Annotated in this window: 17 protein-coding genes; 3 read left to right on the forward strand and 14 right to left on the reverse strand. The window is 66.7% G+C overall.

Annotated elements, in window-relative coordinates:
• Nucleotides 1–2 precede the first annotated feature (2 nt).
• From ACVCMC_RS07215 to ACVCMC_RS07260, 10 genes are all read right to left on the reverse strand, one after another.
• Complete coding sequence (locus ACVCMC_RS07215; RefSeq protein ID WP_447099198.1) at nt 3–3,179, reverse strand: efflux RND transporter permease subunit; 3,177 nt, start codon at nt 3,177–3,179, stop codon at nt 3–5.
• Nucleotides 3,176–4,468, reverse strand: coding sequence for an efflux RND transporter periplasmic adaptor subunit (locus ACVCMC_RS07220; RefSeq protein WP_447099199.1), 1,293 nt, complete (start codon nt 4,466–4,468; stop codon nt 3,176–3,178). Before ACVCMC_RS07220 ends, ACVCMC_RS07215 begins: the two co-directional genes overlap by 4 nt.
• Entirely contained in the window at nt 4,465–5,742 is a 1,278-nt protein-coding gene (locus ACVCMC_RS07225) for a TolC family protein (protein WP_447099200.1), read from the reverse strand. Before ACVCMC_RS07225 ends, ACVCMC_RS07220 begins: the two co-directional genes overlap by 4 nt.
• An 82-nt stretch (nt 5,743–5,824) precedes the next feature.
• Nucleotides 5,825–6,193: a hypothetical protein gene (locus ACVCMC_RS07230; RefSeq protein WP_447099201.1), complete on the reverse strand. Its 369-nt coding sequence runs from the start codon at nt 6,191–6,193 to the stop codon at nt 5,825–5,827.
• Nucleotides 6,194–6,330: 137 nt separating this feature from the next.
• Nucleotides 6,331–6,783 (reverse strand): DUF411 domain-containing protein, encoded by a 453-nt coding sequence (locus ACVCMC_RS07235; protein WP_395117617.1) that lies wholly within the window; start codon nt 6,781–6,783, stop codon nt 6,331–6,333.
• Between the two features lie 2 nt (nt 6,784–6,785).
• Complete coding sequence (locus tag ACVCMC_RS07240) at nt 6,786–7,877, reverse strand: c-type cytochrome (protein ID WP_395117615.1); 1,092 nt, start codon at nt 7,875–7,877, stop codon at nt 6,786–6,788.
• 9 nt (nt 7,878–7,886) lie between these two features.
• The gene (locus ACVCMC_RS07245) at nt 7,887–8,909 is read right to left on the reverse strand and encodes a copper resistance protein B (protein ID WP_395117613.1); all 1,023 of its coding nucleotides are present in this window, start codon (nt 8,907–8,909) and stop codon (nt 7,887–7,889) included.
• Nucleotides 8,906–10,651: a copper resistance system multicopper oxidase gene (locus ACVCMC_RS07250; RefSeq protein ID WP_447099202.1), complete on the reverse strand. Its 1,746-nt coding sequence runs from the start codon at nt 10,649–10,651 to the stop codon at nt 8,906–8,908. Before ACVCMC_RS07250 ends, ACVCMC_RS07245 begins: the two co-directional genes overlap by 4 nt.
• Nucleotides 10,652–10,754: 103 nt before the next feature.
• On the reverse strand, nt 10,755–11,102 hold the full coding sequence (locus ACVCMC_RS07255; RefSeq protein WP_447099470.1) for a hypothetical protein: 348 nt from the start codon (nt 11,100–11,102) through the stop codon (nt 10,755–10,757).
• A gap of 147 nt (nt 11,103–11,249) precedes the next feature.
• The gene (locus ACVCMC_RS07260) at nt 11,250–11,585 is read right to left on the reverse strand and encodes a hypothetical protein (RefSeq protein ID WP_395117609.1); all 336 of its coding nucleotides are present in this window, start codon (nt 11,583–11,585) and stop codon (nt 11,250–11,252) included.
• Between the two features lie 163 nt (nt 11,586–11,748).
• Between ACVCMC_RS07260 and ACVCMC_RS07265 the strand changes: the two genes are divergently transcribed.
• From ACVCMC_RS07265 to ACVCMC_RS07275, 3 genes are all read left to right on the forward strand, one after another.
• The gene (locus ACVCMC_RS07265; protein ID WP_395117607.1) at nt 11,749–12,663 is read left to right on the forward strand and encodes a 23S rRNA (adenine(2030)-N(6))-methyltransferase RlmJ; all 915 of its coding nucleotides are present in this window, start codon (nt 11,749–11,751) and stop codon (nt 12,661–12,663) included.
• Between the two features lie 39 nt (nt 12,664–12,702).
• Entirely contained in the window at nt 12,703–13,218 is a 516-nt protein-coding gene (locus ACVCMC_RS07270; protein ID WP_447099203.1) for a Slp family lipoprotein, read from the forward strand.
• 131 nt (nt 13,219–13,349) lie between these two features.
• Nucleotides 13,350–14,249, forward strand: a complete 900-nt coding sequence (locus ACVCMC_RS07275) for a cation diffusion facilitator family transporter (RefSeq protein ID WP_447099204.1) — start codon at nt 13,350–13,352, stop codon at nt 14,247–14,249.
• A gap of 57 nt (nt 14,250–14,306) precedes the next feature.
• Here ACVCMC_RS07275 and ACVCMC_RS07280 read toward each other — a convergent pair whose 3' ends face one another.
• From ACVCMC_RS07280 to ACVCMC_RS07295, 4 genes are all read right to left on the reverse strand, one after another.
• On the reverse strand, nt 14,307–15,491 hold the full coding sequence (locus ACVCMC_RS07280) for an acyltransferase family protein (RefSeq protein WP_447099205.1): 1,185 nt from the start codon (nt 15,489–15,491) through the stop codon (nt 14,307–14,309).
• 94 nt (nt 15,492–15,585) lie between these two features.
• Nucleotides 15,586–16,272 carry an ABC-2 transporter permease gene (locus ACVCMC_RS07285; RefSeq protein ID WP_447099206.1) on the reverse strand — a complete coding sequence of 229 codons (687 nt, stop codon included), beginning with the start codon at nt 16,270–16,272 and terminating at the stop codon, nt 15,586–15,588.
• Nucleotides 16,269–17,153 carry an ATP-binding cassette domain-containing protein gene (locus ACVCMC_RS07290; RefSeq protein WP_447099207.1) on the reverse strand — a complete coding sequence of 295 codons (885 nt, stop codon included), beginning with the start codon at nt 17,151–17,153 and terminating at the stop codon, nt 16,269–16,271. The genes ACVCMC_RS07285 and ACVCMC_RS07290 overlap by 4 nt, the downstream gene beginning before the upstream one ends.
• A complete protein-coding gene (locus ACVCMC_RS07295) occupies nt 17,150–17,569 on the reverse strand; it encodes a GntR family transcriptional regulator (protein WP_447099208.1) in 420 nt (139 codons plus the stop codon). Before ACVCMC_RS07295 ends, ACVCMC_RS07290 begins: the two co-directional genes overlap by 4 nt.
• Between the last annotated feature and the right edge of the window lie 278 nt (nt 17,570–17,847).

The raw sequence follows: 17,847 nt of genomic DNA on the forward strand, positions 1-17,847 counted from the left end.
GGTCAGTTTCCTTGCGGGTTGGGGTGAAGTGTGGTGTTTGTCTTGCTGGCTTTACGCAATCGATGGCGAACCAGCAGGCGGTACGCCGCGGGTATGACGAGCATGGACAGCAAGGGTGCGGTGACCATGCCGCCGATCATCGGGGCGGCGATGCGCTGCATCACTTCCGAGCCGGCGCCGTGGCCGAGCAGGATCGGAAACAGACCGGCGAGAATCACCGCGACGGTCATCGCCTTCGGGCGCACGCGCTGCACGGCGCCTTCGCGGATCGCTGCGTCCAGCGCTTCCGGGCCGGCGTGGGGATCGAGCGCAAGCTGGTGCTCCCAGGCATGGTGCAGATACAACAGCATCACCACGCCGAATTCGGCAGCGACGCCAGCCAGCGCGATGAAGCCGATGATCGTGGCCACCGACACCGCATGGCCCAGCAGCCAGATCAGCCACAGGCCGCCGACCAGTGCCAGCGGCACGCTGGCCATGATCAGCGCGGCTTCGCTCACCCTGCGGAAAACGGCATAGATCAACAGAAAAATGATCACCAGCGCAATCGGCACCACCAGCTTGAGTCTTTCCATGGCACTGGCCAGGTACTCGAACTGACCGGACCACGCCAAGGTCGTGCCCGGCGGCAATTTGACTTGCTGCGCCACTGCGCGTTGCAGATCCGCAACCACGCCGCCGAGATTGCTGCTGGCTGTGTCGACGTAAACGTAGGTCGCCAACTGGCCGCCCTCGCTTTTCAGCATCGACGGCCCCGCCACCACGGCGATGTCCGCCACCTGACTCAGGGTGAGCTGGGCGCCATCGGCAGCGACGATCGGCAGCTGCCGCAACGCCCCGACCGAGTCACGCTCGGCACGCGGGTAACGCACCACGATCGGATAGCGCTCGCGTCCCTCGATCGTCTGGCCGACCGGATCGCCGCCAACTACCGTCGCGATCAACTGCTGCAGCTGCTGTTGGGACAACCCGTAACGGGCGGCCGCATCGCGACGGATGTGCACGTCGACGTAGCGACCGCTGGCCGGGCGCTCGGCGATCGCCGAGCTGACGCCGGGCACGGTCTTCGCCACCGTCTCGATCCGGTCGGCCACGACCTGCAGCGTAGCCAGGTCGGTACCCAGCACCTTGATGCCGATCGGGCTCTTGATGCCGGTGGAGAGCATGTCGATGCGGTTGCGGATCGGCGGCACGAACAGGTTGGTCAGCCCCGGCACGTGGACGGCCTTGTCCAGTTCCGCCTTGATCTTGTCCATCGTCATGCCGGGCCGCCACTGATCCTTCGGCTTGAAGGTGATCGTGGTTTCGAACATCTCCAGCGGTGCCGGATCGGTGGCCGTGTCGGCGCGCCCCGCCTTGCCGAACACATGATCGACCTCGGGCACGGTCTTGATCATGCGATCGGTCAGCTGCAGCAACTGCGCGGCCTTGCCGGCGGACAGCCCCGGCAGTGCAGTGGGCATGTACAGCAGCGTGCCTTCGTCCATCGCCGGCATGAACTCGCTGCCGAGCCTGGTCAGCGGAACGACCGCGGTAAGCAGCAGCACACCGGCCAGCACCAGGACCGCTTTCGGATAGCGCAATACGGCTTCGAGGAGGGGCCGATAGCCATGGATCAGAGCCCGGTTGAGCGGATTGTCGCGCTCGGCACGGATGCGGCCGCGGATCAGATAACCCATCAGCACCGGCACCAGGGTCACCGCCAGCCCGGCCGCTGCCGCCATCGCGTAGGTCTTGGTGAAGGCCAGCGGTTTGAACAGCTTGCCTTCCTGCCCCTGCAACGCAAAGACCGGCACGAACGACAACGCGATGATCAACAGGCTCACGAACAGCGCCGGTCCCACCTCGACGGCGGCATCGGCAACCAGCGACCACCGTTCCGCACCTTGCGGTTCGCGTCCATCGTTCGCGTTACGCCAATGTTCCAAATGCTTGTGTGCGTTCTCGATCATCACGATCGCCGCATCCACCATCGCGCCAATCGCGATGGCGATACCGCCGAGCGACATCAGGTTCGCCGTGACGCCTTGCAGATGCAGCGCAATGAAGGCAACCAACACGCCCAGCGGCAACGTGATCACGGCCACCAGCGCCGAGCGCAGGTGCCCCAGGAACAACACGCAGACCAGCGTCACCACCAGGAATTCTTCGAACAACTTGCTCCACAGATTGCTCACCGCGGCGTCGATCAGCTGCGAGCGGTCGTAGGTGGGCACGATTTCGACGCCGGCCGGCAGGCTGCGCTGCAGTTCGGCCAGCCGCGCTTTCACCGCGGCGATGGTGGCCTTCGCGTTCTTGCCCGTGCGCATCACGATGACGCCGCCGACCACTTCACCTTGCCCGTCCAGTTCGGCAATGCCACGACGAAACGTCGGGCCACGCCGCACCGTCGCCACGTCGCGCAGCAGCACCGGCACACCACTGGCGTTGGTGGTGATCGGCACGTTTTCAAAGGCCTCGCGGCTCTTCAGGTAGCCTTCGCTGCGCACCATCAGCTCCGCTTCACCCTGTTCGATCACCGACCCGCCGTTGGCGCCGTTCGCGCTGCGCACCGCATCGACCAGTTGCGCCACGGTGATGCCGCGCGCGGCCAGCGCCTGCGGATCGGGCACGATCTGCCACGCCCGCTCCATGCCGCCCAGAGTCGCCACCTCGGCGACATTCGGCACGGTCTTGAGCTGATAGCGCAGGAACCAGTCCTGCAACGCACGCAGCTGGCCGAGATCGTGCTTGCCGGTGGGATCGATCAGCGCGTACTCGTAGATCCAGCCGAGTCCCGTCGCATCGGGACCGAGCGCTGGCGTAACGCCGGCCGGCAGGCGATCGCGCGCCTGGCTCAGGTACTCCAGCACCCGTGAGCGGGCCCAGTACAGGTCGGTGCTGTCGTCGAACAGCACGTCGACATAGGAGTCGCCGAAGAATGAATAGGCGCGCACCGTCGTCGCGCCAGGCACCGAAAGCATGGTGGTAGCCAGCGGATAGGTGACCTGATCCTCGACCACCTGCGGCGATTGGCCCGGGTAGCTGGTGCGGATGATCACCTGGGTGTCGGACAGATCGGGCAGCGCGTCGACCGGCGTGCGCGTCACCGAGAACATGCCCATCAGGGCCAGGGCCAGTGCTGCCAACAGCACGAACACCCGATGGGCGATCGCCGCGCGAACCAGGGCAGCGATCATGGTTTGTCTCCCATCGGCATGCCCGGCATCGGTGCACTGGCAGCCGGTACCGGTTTGGCGGTGGTGTCATTCAGACGCTCCAGCGCGCCGGACAGACTCGCCTCCGAATCGATCAGGAACTGGCCGGAGACCACGACTTTCTCGCCACCACTGAGGCCGTCGAGAATTTCCGTATAGCCGCCGGCCGCACGTCCGATGCGCACCGATACAGCACGGAAGTGCCCACCTCCCTCGGCAAGAATGACTCGCGTGTGGGTACCCGTCGCGATCAACGCGTCGTCCGGCACCACGGGCACGGCCGCGTCCGGCGTCGGATTGAGTTGCACGGTGGCGAACATGCCCGGACTCAAGGCACCGTCGGCATTGTCGAGCACGACGCGGGCGCGCTGGGTGCGCGTCATCGCATCCACATCCGGCAGCAAGGTTTCCACGGTGCCGGGGAACGACCGACCCGGCAGGGCATCGACCGTGACCACCACCGGCGTGCCACGGCGCACCGTACCCGCCGCTGCCTGCGGCAGTGCCGCCTCGATCCACACGGTGGACAGGCCATTCACGGTCAGCAAGGTCTGGCCGGCCGTGACACGCTGGCCTTCACGCACGTCCAGTGTCGTGACGACGCCCGCCTGCGGGGCGTGCAGCGTGATCGCCGCGCCCGTGCCGCGACGCGACGACTGGATCTCCGCCGGCGTAAGGCCCAGCACCTGCAGGCGCTCCCGCGAGGCCGCGCGAAGGCCTTTTGCTTCAGCCGACTGCACATGCTGAAGCGCAGCGTATTCGGCCAGCGCGCTGCTCCATTGCGGTGCCAACAGCTCCGCCAGCGGCTCGCCTGCCTTGACCACGGTGTACGGTGCGCGTACGTCCAGCTTGCTCACCACCGCATCGGTGCGGGCGCTGATGGTGATGGCTCGGCGCAGATCCCACGTAATCGTGCCCGGCACCCGGAGCGCCGACGCCAGCACGCGACGCTCCACCGGAGCGGTGCGAACGCCGAGATTCTGCACCGTCGTCGGATCAATCCGAACGACATCCTTGGCCGTCTCTTCATCAGCGTACTTGGGCACCATCTGCATGCCCATCGGCGACAGGCCAGGCTTGTCGAAGTGTTGCTGCGGCACCATCGTGTCGTACCAGTACAGAATCTTTTTACCACCGGCTTCCGATGCGGCTGCGGGGGTACCGACCTGCGACTGTGACGATGGCGCCTGATGGCGGCCGCCGAAGTAGCCGATCAGGAGCAGCATGACCGCCAGCAACGCGGCGGTGAGCATCATCAGTGCGCGCTTCATGGCGTCGTCTCCGAAGTGGGTAACAGGTAGGCCAGCGCCGCCCAGGCCCGGCCGTACTCGGCCTGCATGCGGGCGAAATCGGTGTGGTGGGCGATCTCGTCGCGACGGGCATCCAGCAAGGGTTGGATCTCACCGCCGCCGCGATACGCGGCAAGCGCCAGGGCCGCGCGGTCATTGGCCAATGGGAGCAAGGCATCGCGGTGCCGGCGCACTTGCTGGCCGAGCGATTCCCATTGCGCCCAGGCGGACTGGATCGCCTCGGCCTGCTGGCGGCGTGCGTCGTCGCGTTCGTCGCGAACCGCATCGAGGTCGGCCGCGCGGGCGGAAATGCCCCGATCCTGCCGGTTGCGCGTGAACAGCGGCAGGCTTACCCCGACCTGCAGCGACACCATGTCGGACAAGCCGCGCACACGGGAGCCGTAGCTCAAGCCCACGCTCCATTCAGGGCGTTTGTCGGCACGGGCGGCGGCAAGCGCCGCCTCGGCGGCCTGTTCGCGGGCCGGCCACCCGAGCAGGTTGCCCTGACGATCGAGGCTGGCCAGCAAGGACGCTTCGTCGTGCGGCAGGACGGCGAAGTCTGGCGCGTCCCCCAGCGGCTGCCCGATCGGAGAACCGAGCCATCGCGCCAGGCCCGCGCGGGCCTGTGCCTCGCGGGCATTCGCCTCATCGAGACGGTTTTCCAGGTCGAGGGATTCCATGCGGGCGGCGAGCACCTCTGCCGCGCTACCGGTACCACCGCGCAAGCGTGCTTTCGCCACGGCCACGTCCTGCGCCCATGCCTGCCGCATGGATCGCAACATCATGGCTTCGCGGTGCGCACCCCAGGCGGAGATCCAGGCATCGGCCACCTGCTGCCGGATCGACAAGCCGGTCGCCACCTCCGACGATGCGGCCAAATCCGCCTGGGCATGGCCCATCGCCCGTTCGGCCTGACGCTTGCGGCGCGATGGCAGGGCCTGGCTGATGCCGACGGTGCGCATGGTCATGCTGTCACCGCCAACCGTAAATGCGCCCGGCCCCTGCACGGCCAGATTGTCGACCCCGACGGTGAGTTGGGGATCGGGCAGCGCACCCGCACGGGCCGCCTCCTGTCGTGCCGATTCCGACTGGGCGCGGCGCGCCTCCAGCAGGGGTGCGCGCTCGATCGCTTGATGGATGGCGGCATCAAGCGTCAGCGGCGGTTCGGCGGCATGCGCCGCCGCGGCCGCCGCTCCCCACAGGAGCACGGCCAGACCCGCCGCCATCAGGCGCCGGGCGAATTGAAGGGAGAACATGGGTGAACACTCCGTCGATCTGCGATTCGCGCCGTGCCATGCAGGCACGACGCCACGTCGGTGGATACCGCGACGGGTCAGATCAAATCAGGAGCGAACAGAACAACAAGCGGGGAATCGGTGGCGGCGCTCGCAGACGCTCGCGCCGAATCAACGCCCGCTCGGACGGCAACGCCACCGCCGTCACGGACAGCAGCACCGGCGGCAGCGCGGACAACGCGCTGGCCGGCACCGAGGCGGTGCGCGCATCGACCTGGGTGGCATGGTCGGGCTGGCAATGCTGCCGGCACAGCGGATCGACCGGTGTCGTCATGTCCGCACAGCCGTCGGCCATTGCCATGGACGAGGAGTGCACCGCCACGGCCAGCGCGGCCGCGGCCGGCGCCGCCTGTGCCGCGACGCAGGCATACGCCGCCACCGCCACCTGCTGCCACAGCAGCAGCACGACCACCAGCCACGCAAGGCGGCGACGGGCGACGGGACGGAGGCGGAAGGCGGGTTTCATCTCACGGGCACTGTAGTGTCGGCAGCGGGCAGGTCATTGACGCGGATCAAGTCGGCGGATCGCGATCGGGAGACCAGCTGCGCTCACGCAGCCAGGCCGTGCGTCGCATACACCCGGGTCGAGCCGTCGCGGCCGATCAGCACTACATCGTAACGCTCGGGCGCGCCCATCTCCATGCCGGGCGAGCCCATCGGCATACCGGGCGCGGCGATGCCGATGGCGTCCGGCCGCTCGGCGAGCAGGCGGCGGATGTCCTCCACCGGCACGTGCCCCTCGACCACGTAGCCCTCGATCACCGCGGTATGGCAAGACACCGCACCGGGCGGCACGCCGAAGCGCGCCTTCACCGTCGCCATCGGCTGGTCCTGGTGCACGGTGACGGTGTAGCCCTGCGCGCGCATGTAATCGACCCAGGCGCCGCAGCAGCCGCAGGACGGGTCGCGGTAGACGTCGAACGCATTCGCCGCCAACGCCGCCGGCGCGAACAGCACGGCAAACAGCAAACTGATGCCCATGCGGGAAAACCATCGTTTCATCGTCATTCTCCGGTTGTCGGGGTGGTTTGCCACTGGACGGACACGATCTTCCAGCTGTCGCCGTCCTTGCCGAGCTTGAGCATCTCGCGACTGCGCAGCGTGGTCGGCCTGCCCTTGATCGTGACCTCGACGCCGCTTTCGCTGCCGACCATTGCGGTGTCGCCCATCGGCATCGAGCCGAACGAGACCGGCGTGAGCTTCGCGGCCTTCAGGAACTTGATGTCCTCGCCCAGATGGCCGGCGGCGTATTCGTCGCGTGTCTGCGTGTGGCCGCCTTCGCTGACGCGGACCCCGGGCGCCAGCAGTGCGAGTACGGCTTCGCGGTCGCCACGCTGCAACGCGGCCTGGAAGGCCCGCGCCACCGTTTCGGCCGCCGGCACTGCGCCCGGCGTCATGCCTTCCATCGACAGCGGCGCCTCGACCGTCGGCACGGCGGCGTGTTCGTGAACATCGCCATCAGCCGCGTCATGGCTGTGCCCCGCTTCGCCGGCCATCGGCATGCCTTCCATCGCCGCCGTGCCATGCGCATCCTCGTCAGCGGTGCCGCCATGGCTGTGGCTGTGGCCGCCCGCCTCATCCATGTCGTGGTCCTGCGGTGCCCGGGCCACGATGTCCTGATATTGCGCCGGCGTCATGTCGGGCAGTTTCTGCAGGAACGCCACCATGCTCCAGATCGTGGCGTCGTCATGGGTGGCACCCCACGCCGGCATCGCGCTCATCTTGACGCCATGCTTGATCACCCAGAACGCCTCGCGCGGATCGGGCCGGAATTTCGCCAGCTCGGGCGGCAGCGGGTACAGGCCCGGGCGCATCTCGTTCTCGGCCATGCCCGGCGCCAGGTGGCAACCGGTGCACATCGCCGCGTACTGGCCGGCGCCCTTGAGGATCAGCTGCGGGTCGTCGAGATTCGGCACCACGATGTCTTTTGCGTGATGCTCGATCGAGCGCTCGCGCAGCGTCTGCATCAGCGCGTAGACGGGTCTGGTGTGGTGGTCGTCGGCGCCGACGTTGTAGACGCCGGACCAGACGAAGGCGCCGACACCGGCGGCGGCGATGACGCAGAGAATCACGACGGTGATGATGAGTCGTTTCATGGGCTCTCCTCAGAACCAGATGCGCAGGCCGGCGACCCACTGCCGGTCGAAGACTGCCTGATGATCGGCGCGGGCGAAATCGGCCGTGGTGCCGAAGCGGCGCGTCCAGACTACGCCAAGATACGGCGCGAACTCGCGCCGGATCTCGTAGCGCAGGCGCAAGCCCAGCCTGGCATCGGTGAGGCCGCTGCCGATGCCGCGCGCCGGGTCGGACTTGCCGTGCAGGTTGACCTCCAGCTCCGGCTGCAGGATCAGCCGCTGGGTGAACAGCAGCTCGTAGTCCGCCCGCAGGCGCGCCGCGCTGCGGCCGGACGGCCCGACGTAGGCGGTGGCCTGGATCTCGAACCAGTACGGCGCCAGGCCCTGCACGCCGAACGCGGCCCAGCTTCGCTGCGGACCGGTGCCGAAGTCATGGCGCACGCCCAGCTGCGTGCTCCAGAACGCGGCCGCGGCGTGATCCCATAGCGCCTCGACCTCGCCATCGCCGATCCGGCCATCGCTGCGCTCGCCCTCGCTGCGCAGCCACAGCTTGTCCGTGTCGCTGCCGTACCAGCCTGAGGCTTCCCACGACTGACCGTTGCCGTCGCGGCCGTGGAACGCTTCGAGCTGATCGATCAGCAGCATGCCGGCGGGTGTGCTGCCGTGCATGTGCAGGGCGTGCGCGGGACTGGCGGCGATGCCGTCGGAATAATCGCCACTGCGTGCGTCCGCCGGTGCGTAGCCGCCCTGCATCGGTTGCATGCCCGCGCCCGCGCCATGCGCCTGGCCGTGGCTCATGCCGGGCATCGACGCGTGATCCATGTCGGGCATGACCTGGGGGGATGTCGCCGGCGCGGGCGGCGGCGTGCCGTGATGCATGCCGCCGTGGTCCATCCCGTGCATCGGGCCATGGTCCATCGCCACCGGCGCCGTGCTGCCGGCCGGGGCTGGCGCGCTCTGCGCCGTCGCCGCCAGCGGCATGGCCAGCAGCAGTGCGGCCAGCCACGCCACGCGGCGCGGAACGATCGAGGTATCGCGGCGCTTCGTGCTCATGCCACCACCACCTCGCGGAACATGCCCGCCTCCATGTGGTACAGCAGGTGGCAGTGGTAGGCCCAGCGCCCCGGCGCGTCGGCGGTCACCGCGTAGCTGATCCGCTGTGCCGGCTGCACGTTGATGGTGTGCTTGCGCACCTGGAACTGCCCGTGCGGGTTCTCCAGCTCGCTCCACATGCCGTGCAGGTGGATCGGGTGGTTCATCATGGTGTCGTTGACCAGCACGATGCGCAGGCGCTCGCCGGTGTTGAAATGGATCGGCTTGGCGTCGGAGTACTTGATGCCGTCGAACGACCACATGAAGCGCTCCATGTTTCCGGTCAGGTGCAGTTCGATCTCGCGGCCGGGTTCGCGCGCGTCGAGCGGGCCGCCGACGGTGTGCAGGTCGGCGTAGGTCAGCACGCGGCGGCCGTTGTCGCGCAGGCCGATGCCCGGATCGTCGAGGTTGGTGCGCGGCGTGTCGACATGCATGTCCACGCCGGGGCCGTATTCGCTGCGGGCATGGTGCACGGCCGGCGCGGGGGCCATGCCGGCCATGCTGCCGTGGTCCATGTCGGGCATCGCGGCGTGGCCGCCGCCGTGGTCCGCGTGCGACATCGCGCCCATCATGTCGCGCATGTCCAGCCATACGCGCCTGTCCAGCGCCGGCACTTCGGCGGACATGCCAAGCCGCGGCGCCAGCGTGCCGCGCGCATAGCCGCTGCGGTCGATCGACTGGGCGAACAGCGTGTACGCGCGCTCTTCCTGCGGCTCGACGATGACGTCGTAGGTCTCGGCCGCCGAGATGCGGAATTCGTCGACCGCCACCGGTTGCACGTCCTGGCCGTCGGCGGCGATCACCGTCATTTTCAGGCCGGGAATGCGCACGTCGAAGATGCTGGACGACGAACCGTTGATGAAACGCAGCCGGATCTTTTCGCCGGGCCTGAAGATGCCGGTCCAGTTGCCGGCCGGCGTCGTGCCGTTCATCAGGTAGGTGTAGGTGTAGCCGGAGACGTCGCCGAGGTCGGTCGGATTCATCCGCATCTGGTTCCACATTCTGCGCTTGGCCAGCGCCTGGCTCAGGCCCTTTTCACGCACGTCACGGAAGAAGTCCGGCACGGTGGGCTGCGCGAAGTTGTAGTAGTCGCTCTGCTTTTTCAGCTTGGCGTAGATGCGCTCGGGGTCCTCGTCGGTCCAGTCGTTGAGCATCACCACATAGTCGCGATCCGTGGGGTAGCGCTCGGGGCCGGCCGGTTCGATCACCAGCGGACCGTACAGCGCGTTCTGCTCCTGGAAACCCGAGTGCGAGTGGTACCAGTAGGTGCCGCTCTGGCGCAGCTGGAACCGGTACAGAAAACTCTCGCCCGGCGCGATGCCGTCGAAGCTGAGGCCGGGTACGCCGTCCATCCGGAACGGCAGGACGATGCCGTGCCAGTGGATCGAGGTGGGCACGCGCAGGCGGTTGCTCACGCGCAGGTTCACCGTGGTGCCTTCGCGCATGCGCAGCAACGGACCTGGCACGCCTCCGTTGACGGTGGTCGCCGGCCGCGCCGCGCCGGTGAAGTTGATGGTGCGCTCGACGATGTCCAGCGCAAAGTCGGTGCCGCTGAGCACGGTGGGCTGTCCCGGGCTGGTCAGCGTCCAGGCGTTCGCGGGCCGCAGCAGGCCAAGGCCGGCTGCCGCGCCGCCCAGGGCCAGGCCCTGCACGAAACGTCGCCGCGACAGGTCGGTCGCAGGCAAGGGGGGAAATGGATGCACGCAGGTCTCCTTCGGGGAAGGCACCGATGGCCGGTGCCGACACGGGCCGCCGTCCACGCTCGCCGCCAGGCGGGCATGCAGGCACGGTCGCAGCGAACGAGGATCAGCCGGCTGGCGGCCGCAGCGGTGGCGCGTGCACGACGCTGGGCGCGGACGCGAAGGGAGGGGAAACGTGCAGCGGTTCCGGCGCCACCGGCACCAGAGCAGCCAGGGTGGCCACCTGCAGCAAGCTGCCGCACGCCGCCGCGCAATGGGCCGACGTCATCGCGTCGCGCTGGCCGAGGCCGTGGTCGGCGCAGCAGCCGGACGCGACCGGCATGGCATCCGGACCATGATCGGCCGCGTGCGCGACGGACGATGCCGGCGCGCCCCGCAGCGCGTCGCCGGCCATCCCGCGCGGCATGCCATGCACCGGTGCCAGCGCGAGAATCAGCCACGCCAACCATGCCATCGCCCGGAGGGACGGCAAGCGTGCGGCATGGCGAAGCAGGTGATTCATCGGCACAGCATAGGGTCGATGCCGGCCAGTCTCAACTCTGGACATGGGTCCATCGGCCCATGTCCGGCGCCCGTAATGGTTCGTCGGTCACCCGACGAACTACTTGGTATAGCCCATGTGCAGCGTGATCTTGTCGCCGACTTTCAGGTTGGCCACCGAAGCCGGCGGGAAGTGCACGCGTAGCGACATGCCTCCCGCGTCCGCCTCGACGATGCCGGTCTTGGCATCCACCGACCTCACCGTGGCCGGCATCATGTGCATGCTGCCGTTCTTGTTGTGGCGCATCATCTTGTGATGCATGCCGCCCATATGGCCCATGCTGCTCGACGCCGGTGCCGGCGCCATGCCTCCGGTGTCCTGGGCGCTGACCGTGCCGAATGCCAGGCAAAGGCCGACAGCGGCCGTCGAAACCATGATTCTTGGCAGGAACTTCATGATGATTCTCCGCGCAGGTGGACGGCCGGAGCCGCGCGTCCGGCCGGTTGCAACGCTGCAACAAGCGGAGCCTGCACCGGCCCATGTGCAGGAAAGGTTACGTAGCGCCGGGGGAGCACGGCACCGGCCCTCTATACTGGGTGTCCCCATTCCCGTGACCGCCATGAACTACCGCCACGCCTACCACGCCGGCAATTTTGCCGACGTCCTGAAACACGTCGTGCTGCTGGCACTGATCGAGTCGCTGCAGGCCAAGCCCGCACCGTTTTGCTACATCGACACCCATGCCGGCAGCGGCAACTATCCGCTGGACGGTTTCGAGGCAGGCAAGACCGGCGAGTTCAAGGACGGCATCGCGCGCCTGCACCCGGCGGAGAAACTGCCGCCGCTGCTGCGTCGTTGGCGCGACGGCATCCTGGGCAGCGCCGACAACGCGCAAGGCCTGAAGCGCTACCCCGGCTCGCCGCTGCAGGTCGCCCGCCTGCTGCGCCCCGGCGACAGCGCCCAGTTGTGCGAACTGCATACCGAGGCGGCATGCAAGCTGCGCGACCTGTTCCGCGGCAACCCTCAGGTGCACGTGCACGAGCGCGACGGCTACGAGGCGCTGAAGGCGCTGGTGCCGCCGCAGGAGAAGCGCGGCCTGGTGCTGATCGACCCGCCTTACGAGGCGCAGGACGCCGAGTACAAGCTGATCGAGCAGGCCCTGAAGCCGGCGCTGCAGCGCTGGCCCACCGGCGTCTACGCGGTGTGGTATCCGATCAAGCTGCGCAGCCAGGTGCAGCCGTTCCTGCGCCGCCTGCAGCACAGCGGGGTGAAACGCGTCCTGCGCGCCGAGCTGCTGGTGCACCCGGACGATTCGCCGCTGCGCCTCAACGGCTCAGGCATGGTCATCCTCAACGCGCCGTGGAAACTGGACGATGCCCTGCGCGAACCGCTGCGCGTGCTGGCCGGCCTGCTGGCGCGCGAGCGTCCGGCCACGGTAAAACTCGACTGGCTGCTGGACGAGGCCGGCAGCCAGCTGAATACGCCCAGCCCCCTGCCCGCCTCGCGACTACCGCCCAGGCCGAACCGTCGCTAAGCTGGCCCCGTCTTTCGCGTCCGCCCAGGAGCCACGACCATGCGCCACCGCCCCGCCCCGCTGCTGATCCGGCTCGCCCTGCCCGCCGCCTTGCTCGTGCTGGCCGCCTGCGCACCCGCGCCGATCTACAAGACCACCGGCAACGCGGTGCTCGCCACCCCCGCGCAAGTGGCGCAGACGCCCGAGCAGTACAGCGGCAACGAAGTCATCTGGGGCGGGCGCATCGTGCACGTCAACAATTTCCAGGACCACAGCGAAATCGAGCTGCTGGCCTACCCGCTGGATTCCTCGCAGCGGCCGAAGGCGAATGACAGCGGAAACGGCCGCTTCATCGCCGTGCTGCGCGGCTACGTCGAACCGCTCGACTACCCCGCCGGCGCGCTGATGACCGTCGACGGCAAACTCAACGGCACCCGCGGCGGCCAGGTTGGCCAGGCTGACTACCTGTTCCCGCTGGTCGACGTGGCGCAGTCCCACGTCTGGACCGCCGAGGAAATGCAGAAGGGTCGCAGCAACGTGCACTTCGGGCTTGGCGTGGGCGTCGGCATCCGCTGAGTCGCTGTCCGGAGGCGGGCACCCCGCCTCACGGCCTCGCGGCGGAGGCAGCAGGCGTCCGCCGCCATCTCGCGGAGAGGCCCGGCTGGCGTCCATTACAATGGCCGCCCGTTTCCCGCCCGAGCCCGCGCATGTCCAGCCACGCCAACCCGATCAAGGCCATTTTCCTCGCGCTGGGCGCGAACTTCGCCATCTTCGTGGCCAAGCTCGTCGCCGCCGTGGTTACCGGCTCCGGCGCGATGATGGCCGAGGCGGTGCACTCGCTGGCCGACTGCGGCAACCAGGGTTTGCTTCTGCTCGGCATCCGCCAGGCCAAGCGTCCACCGTCCGACGAATTCCCGCTGGGCTGGGGTCGTGCGCTGTACTTCTGGTCGTTCCTCGTCGCCATCCTGTTGTTCAGCGTCGGCGGCATGTTCTCGATCTACGAGGGCGTGCACAAGCTCACGAATCCCGAACCGCTCAAGTGGCCGTGGCTGGCGATGGGCGTGCTGGTGTTCGGCATCGTGGTCGAAGGCATCTCGATGCGCGGCTGCATGCAGGAAGTGAACAAGGCCCGCGGTGACCAGGATCTGTGGACGTGGTTTCGCCAAACCCGCTCCAGCGAACTGCTGGTGATCTTCGGCGAAGACCTGGCCGCCCTCGTCGGCCTCTGCCTGGCCGCCCTCGCCATCGGCGCCACCATGCTCACCGGCAACCTGATGTTCGACGCCGCCGGCACCATCGCCATCGGCACCCTCCTGATCGTCGTCGCCGTGCTGGTGGCGATCGAAGTGAAGGCGCTGCTGATCGGCCAGGGCGTGGAACCGCGCCGCCGTGACGAGCTGATGGGCTTCCTGAGGAACCGCCCCGAAGTCGCCGAAGTACTCAACCTGATCACCCTGCAGATGGGCGCCGACGTGATGGTGGCGGTGAAGGCGCGCATGCAGCCCACCGCCAACCTCATCGAAGCCATCAACACCGTCGAGGCCGCGATGAAGGCCGAGTTCGGCGACGTGCGCTGGAGCTTCTTCGAGCCGGACAACGCGGATTGAATATCGGCGAGGGAAAGCCATGTGACAACGTGTTGTTCGTCGCAAGCGCCCGCGCCATCACCCCCCGGTGGCTGCTCCCGCCACCGGTGGTCGGACGCCAAGAAGTTTTCCGATAACGGTCTTGCGCACCAGAGCGTGATAGCTGAGCAGGCAAAGTGCGAACGTTGCCATGACGGAGATCGCAAACTTCGCCCCCCACCACACCTCCATGTCCATCAGTCGGTACTGAATGACGAACAGGACCGGGAGATGGATGATATAGACCCAATAAGACGAGTCGGAGAGGTAGCGCAACAGACAGTTGCCCCGATTCAGCAACGATCGGCCGGCGACGAGGCAAACGCAGGTCATCCAGACGCTGACGCAGGCTTCGACTGCCGCGATGGGCAGCGTCGCAGACGGCTCCGCGGCGGTGGGCACGTGCCGCTTGAGCAGATACCAGAACACACCGTACAGGCCCAGGCTTGCCAGCAGCAGCCACGATGCGAAACGGCGGAAGCGCTCGATCAGGGCCTCGTGGCCGAAAAGCAGATAGCCGAACGCGAAGAATGGTCCATAGAACCCGAAAGCCCAGAACTTGGGAAACAGGCTTTCTGGTGCGGGATGCGGAGCGGTCACCGAGGCGAGCGCCGGCACCAGCAACAGGGGTAACAACGCCAACTGCCACGCGGGGTTCAGGCCACGCACCAGGTTCCCGACCTCCCCCAGCTCCAGGCTTTTCGCCGCCCAGATCAGGACATAGAAGAACAACAGGTAGTAGAGGAACCATAGGTGGCCCGTGCCGGGCGGCAGTGCTGGTGGGTTCGCCATCAACGAGAACTGCTTGATCATCACCAGCACAGGTGACGGGTTCTGCACGCTCGCCGCCGCATGCAGCGTGCTGTAGCTCATCGCGGCGAGCACCAGCGGGCAAAAGATCACCAGCGGCAATGCGATGCGCCGCATGCGATTGAGGAACATGCCGCACATACCACGCTTGCGCAGGAGCATCGCCGCAAAGAAGCCCGCAACCAGAAAGAACAGCGGCATGCGAAACAGGTGCAGGAACCAGATGCACCAATCAAGGGCAGGCGATTGCGCGCGATCGGCCGTGGGAAAATACGGATGCAGGAGCGGGCTGTAAGCCAGCGCGGCGTGGAAAACCACCCCGGACAACATGGCCAGCGCGCGCAGGTTGTCCATGTAATGAAAGCGCATTGTGTCGTGCATGGCGAGACCTCCGAACAGGTCGGACGGATTCATCGGAATGGTGCATGGCCGCGCTTCGACTCCACCCGCTGCGCGGGCTACGCCTGTCCTGAGCTTGTCGAAGGGCTAAGCGTGAACGGGGATCAGTTCAGTAGAACGATTTCTTTCGGCAATGCACCCAGCCGGTCGCGATGAGGACCGCAACGCCGACCACCAGTTGGCCAAGCAGGATCGACACCACGACCGGGCCGAATACGATGGTGTCGGTCTTGACGTGGTCGCTGATCGCCGGGAGCTGCCCCAGAAGCATGATGAACGGATTGATCAGCACCATGCTGCTGATCATGGCGAAAATGTTCCACCCCTCGGATTCGACTGCCATGGCGACGCTCAACGACGCGGTGTACGCCAGCAGCACGTGTCCGAAGATCAACAACGACAAGACGACGAGCCCGTCCGGTAACGGTGTGAACAGGATCACCAGCATCGTTCCAGCGAGCATCACCAAGAACGGCACGAGAAACGTGACCAGGCTGCCGACCAGCTTGGCCAGGTAATAGTCCAGCGGCGTCACCGGCAGGCTCATCACGAACGCCAGCGTGTGCTCCTTGCGTTCGACCAGCAACGAGGTGGAGATCGAGAAGCACGAGGCAGAGACCAGCACGATGATCAGCAGCAGCGAGCCAAGATAGAAACTCCAGCCGGTGGCCATGCCGATCAGGCACAGCGCCACGATCCCGGCGAGCACGCAGGCCGCGAGTTGTTTCTGGAACAGGAGCCAGTCCTTCGCCACCAGGAGCTTGATCACCGGCAGGTTGAGTGACGAGAAATTCATGCCACACCTCCAGCGCGCACGGTGGTGACGAAAATATCTTCCAGGCTCATCGGCTCGGTGCTGCGAATTTCCACGCCCTTCGCCTGCAGGCGTTTCAGCAATCCGTCGCTGAACTGGCGCACCTTCAGTTCCAGGATCGAACCGTTCTGTCGCGCCGCGGCGATTTCGGGCCACGCGATCTTGTCCGGCAGCCACGCTCCCAGGCAGACGATCCGGCGCCAATCGTCGAGGAATGCTTCCTTCTCCCTGGACGCCAGCAGCGCGCCGTCGTGAACGAAGGTGATGGTGTCCGCCATCTGCTCGATGTCCTTGGTGTTGTGAGAGGAAAAGATCACACTGCGCGCTTCGTCGCGAAGAACATCGGCGAGCGCCTCCAGCACCTCGTCACGCGCCACCGGGTCGAGGCCCGTGGTCGGTTCATCGAGCAACAGCAGCCTCGGCCGGCGGGCGAAATTGAGCATCAGCAGCGCTTTAACGCGCTGCCCGTGCGAATACCCAGTCATCGTCTGTTCCGCGCGCAGGTCGAAGCGGCGAAGCAGCTCGGTGGCGTACGCCTCGTCCCAGCCCGGATAGATCGCACGCACGAAATCCATGTGCCAGCGCAAGGTCCGGGTCTTGAACAGGCGCATGTCTTCCGTCGCGAATCCCAAGTCCTTCTTCGCGGCAACTTGTTGCGCCGGCATGGCATGTCCAAGCACCTCGACCGCACCCGCATCGGCCAGTGCCAGCCCGCTGAGAATGCGTAGCAACGTGGTCTTGCCCGCGCCGTTTACTCCCACCAGCCCCATGACCTGCCCCTCGGGCATGCTGAGATCGATGTCCCGGAGCGCGAAGTTCTCGTAGCGTTTGGTCACTCCGGACAGGGAGAATGCAGTCGTCATGGTGTGGATCCTTCAGTGGAATCGGCGGACCAGTCGGCCTGCTCGTCAAGCAGTCGCCGGATATCTTCCGCGGATAGGCCAAGCCGTCGGGCGCTGGCCAACATGGCATCAAAGTGCTTGGTGAACTCGGCACGCAGCAAGGTTGTCGACAAATCCCGCGATTCGGCCACGAACGAACCCATGCCGTGTCGCGTCACGATCACCCCGGCCTGGCCCAGCTCCGCATAGGCGCGCTTGACCGTGATCACGCTGACCCGGCTGGCACTCGCCAACTCCCGGATCGATGGCAACGGCTGGCCCGCCGGCCAATCACCAGCCATCACCTTGGTGGTGATCTGGTTGACGATCTGCTGGTACATCGGCGTGCTGTCGCTGACCGACAGGAACAGTCCGGGGTCGATCTGTGCATACTTCATATACACAGTATACCCACCAAGTTCTGTGCCGTAAAGCCATCGGGACACTCGGCAGGAAAGCCTCCATCGGACAACCATCGGCAGAAGACATCCGGAGCGGATTTCCGCCTTTCATGGACATGTGGCACGGATGGCTCGGGCGGCTGCTCAAGCAACGAGATGCCGAGCATTACATCGGGCGGCAAAAGATCGACCGCATCGGGGAAGCGAAGACTTTTCGGCTAGGTGCGTAAAGACGAGGAGTTGCACACGCCACCCAAACTGACGACGGTCGCATA

The sequence above is a fragment of the Rhodanobacter sp. UC4452_H20 genome, assembly GCF_052978205.1.

Excerpts from the sequence above, each read along its gene's own strand:
- ACVCMC_RS07285 (WP_447099206.1), bottom strand. The coding sequence starts at position 16,272 with ATGAATTTCTCGTCACTCAACCTGCCGGTGATCAAGCTCCTGGTGGCG.
- ACVCMC_RS07220 (WP_447099199.1), bottom strand. The coding sequence starts at position 4,468 with ATGAAGCGCGCACTGATGATGCTCACCGCCGCGTTGCTGGCGGTCATG.
- ACVCMC_RS07225 (WP_447099200.1), bottom strand. The coding sequence starts at position 5,742 with ATGTTCTCCCTTCAATTCGCCCGGCGCCTGATGGCGGCGGGTCTGGCC.
- ACVCMC_RS07290 (WP_447099207.1), bottom strand. The coding sequence starts at position 17,153 with ATGACGACTGCATTCTCCCTGTCCGGAGTGACCAAACGCTACGAGAAC.
- ACVCMC_RS07245 (WP_395117613.1), bottom strand. The coding sequence starts at position 8,909 with ATGAGCACGAAGCGCCGCGATACCTCGATCGTTCCGCGCCGCGTGGCG.
- ACVCMC_RS07275 (WP_447099204.1), top strand. The coding sequence starts at position 13,350 with ATGTCCAGCCACGCCAACCCGATCAAGGCCATTTTCCTCGCGCTGGGC.
- ACVCMC_RS07240 (WP_395117615.1), bottom strand. The coding sequence starts at position 7,877 with ATGAAACGACTCATCATCACCGTCGTGATTCTCTGCGTCATCGCCGCC.
- ACVCMC_RS07260 (WP_395117609.1), bottom strand. The coding sequence starts at position 11,585 with ATGAAGTTCCTGCCAAGAATCATGGTTTCGACGGCCGCTGTCGGCCTT.
- ACVCMC_RS07270 (WP_447099203.1), top strand. The coding sequence starts at position 12,703 with ATGCGCCACCGCCCCGCCCCGCTGCTGATCCGGCTCGCCCTGCCCGCC.
- ACVCMC_RS07295 (WP_447099208.1), bottom strand. The coding sequence starts at position 17,569 with ATGAAGTATGCACAGATCGACCCCGGACTGTTCCTGTCGGTCAGCGAC.
- ACVCMC_RS07255 (WP_447099470.1), bottom strand. The coding sequence starts at position 11,102 with ATGGCATGGTTGGCGTGGCTGATTCTCGCGCTGGCACCGGTGCATGGC.
- ACVCMC_RS07265 (WP_395117607.1), top strand. The coding sequence starts at position 11,749 with ATGAACTACCGCCACGCCTACCACGCCGGCAATTTTGCCGACGTCCTG.
- ACVCMC_RS07215 (WP_447099198.1), bottom strand. The coding sequence starts at position 3,179 with ATGATCGCTGCCCTGGTTCGCGCGGCGATCGCCCATCGGGTGTTCGTG.
- ACVCMC_RS07280 (WP_447099205.1), bottom strand. The coding sequence starts at position 15,491 with ATGAATCCGTCCGACCTGTTCGGAGGTCTCGCCATGCACGACACAATG.
- ACVCMC_RS07235 (WP_395117617.1), bottom strand. The coding sequence starts at position 6,783 with ATGAAACGATGGTTTTCCCGCATGGGCATCAGTTTGCTGTTTGCCGTG.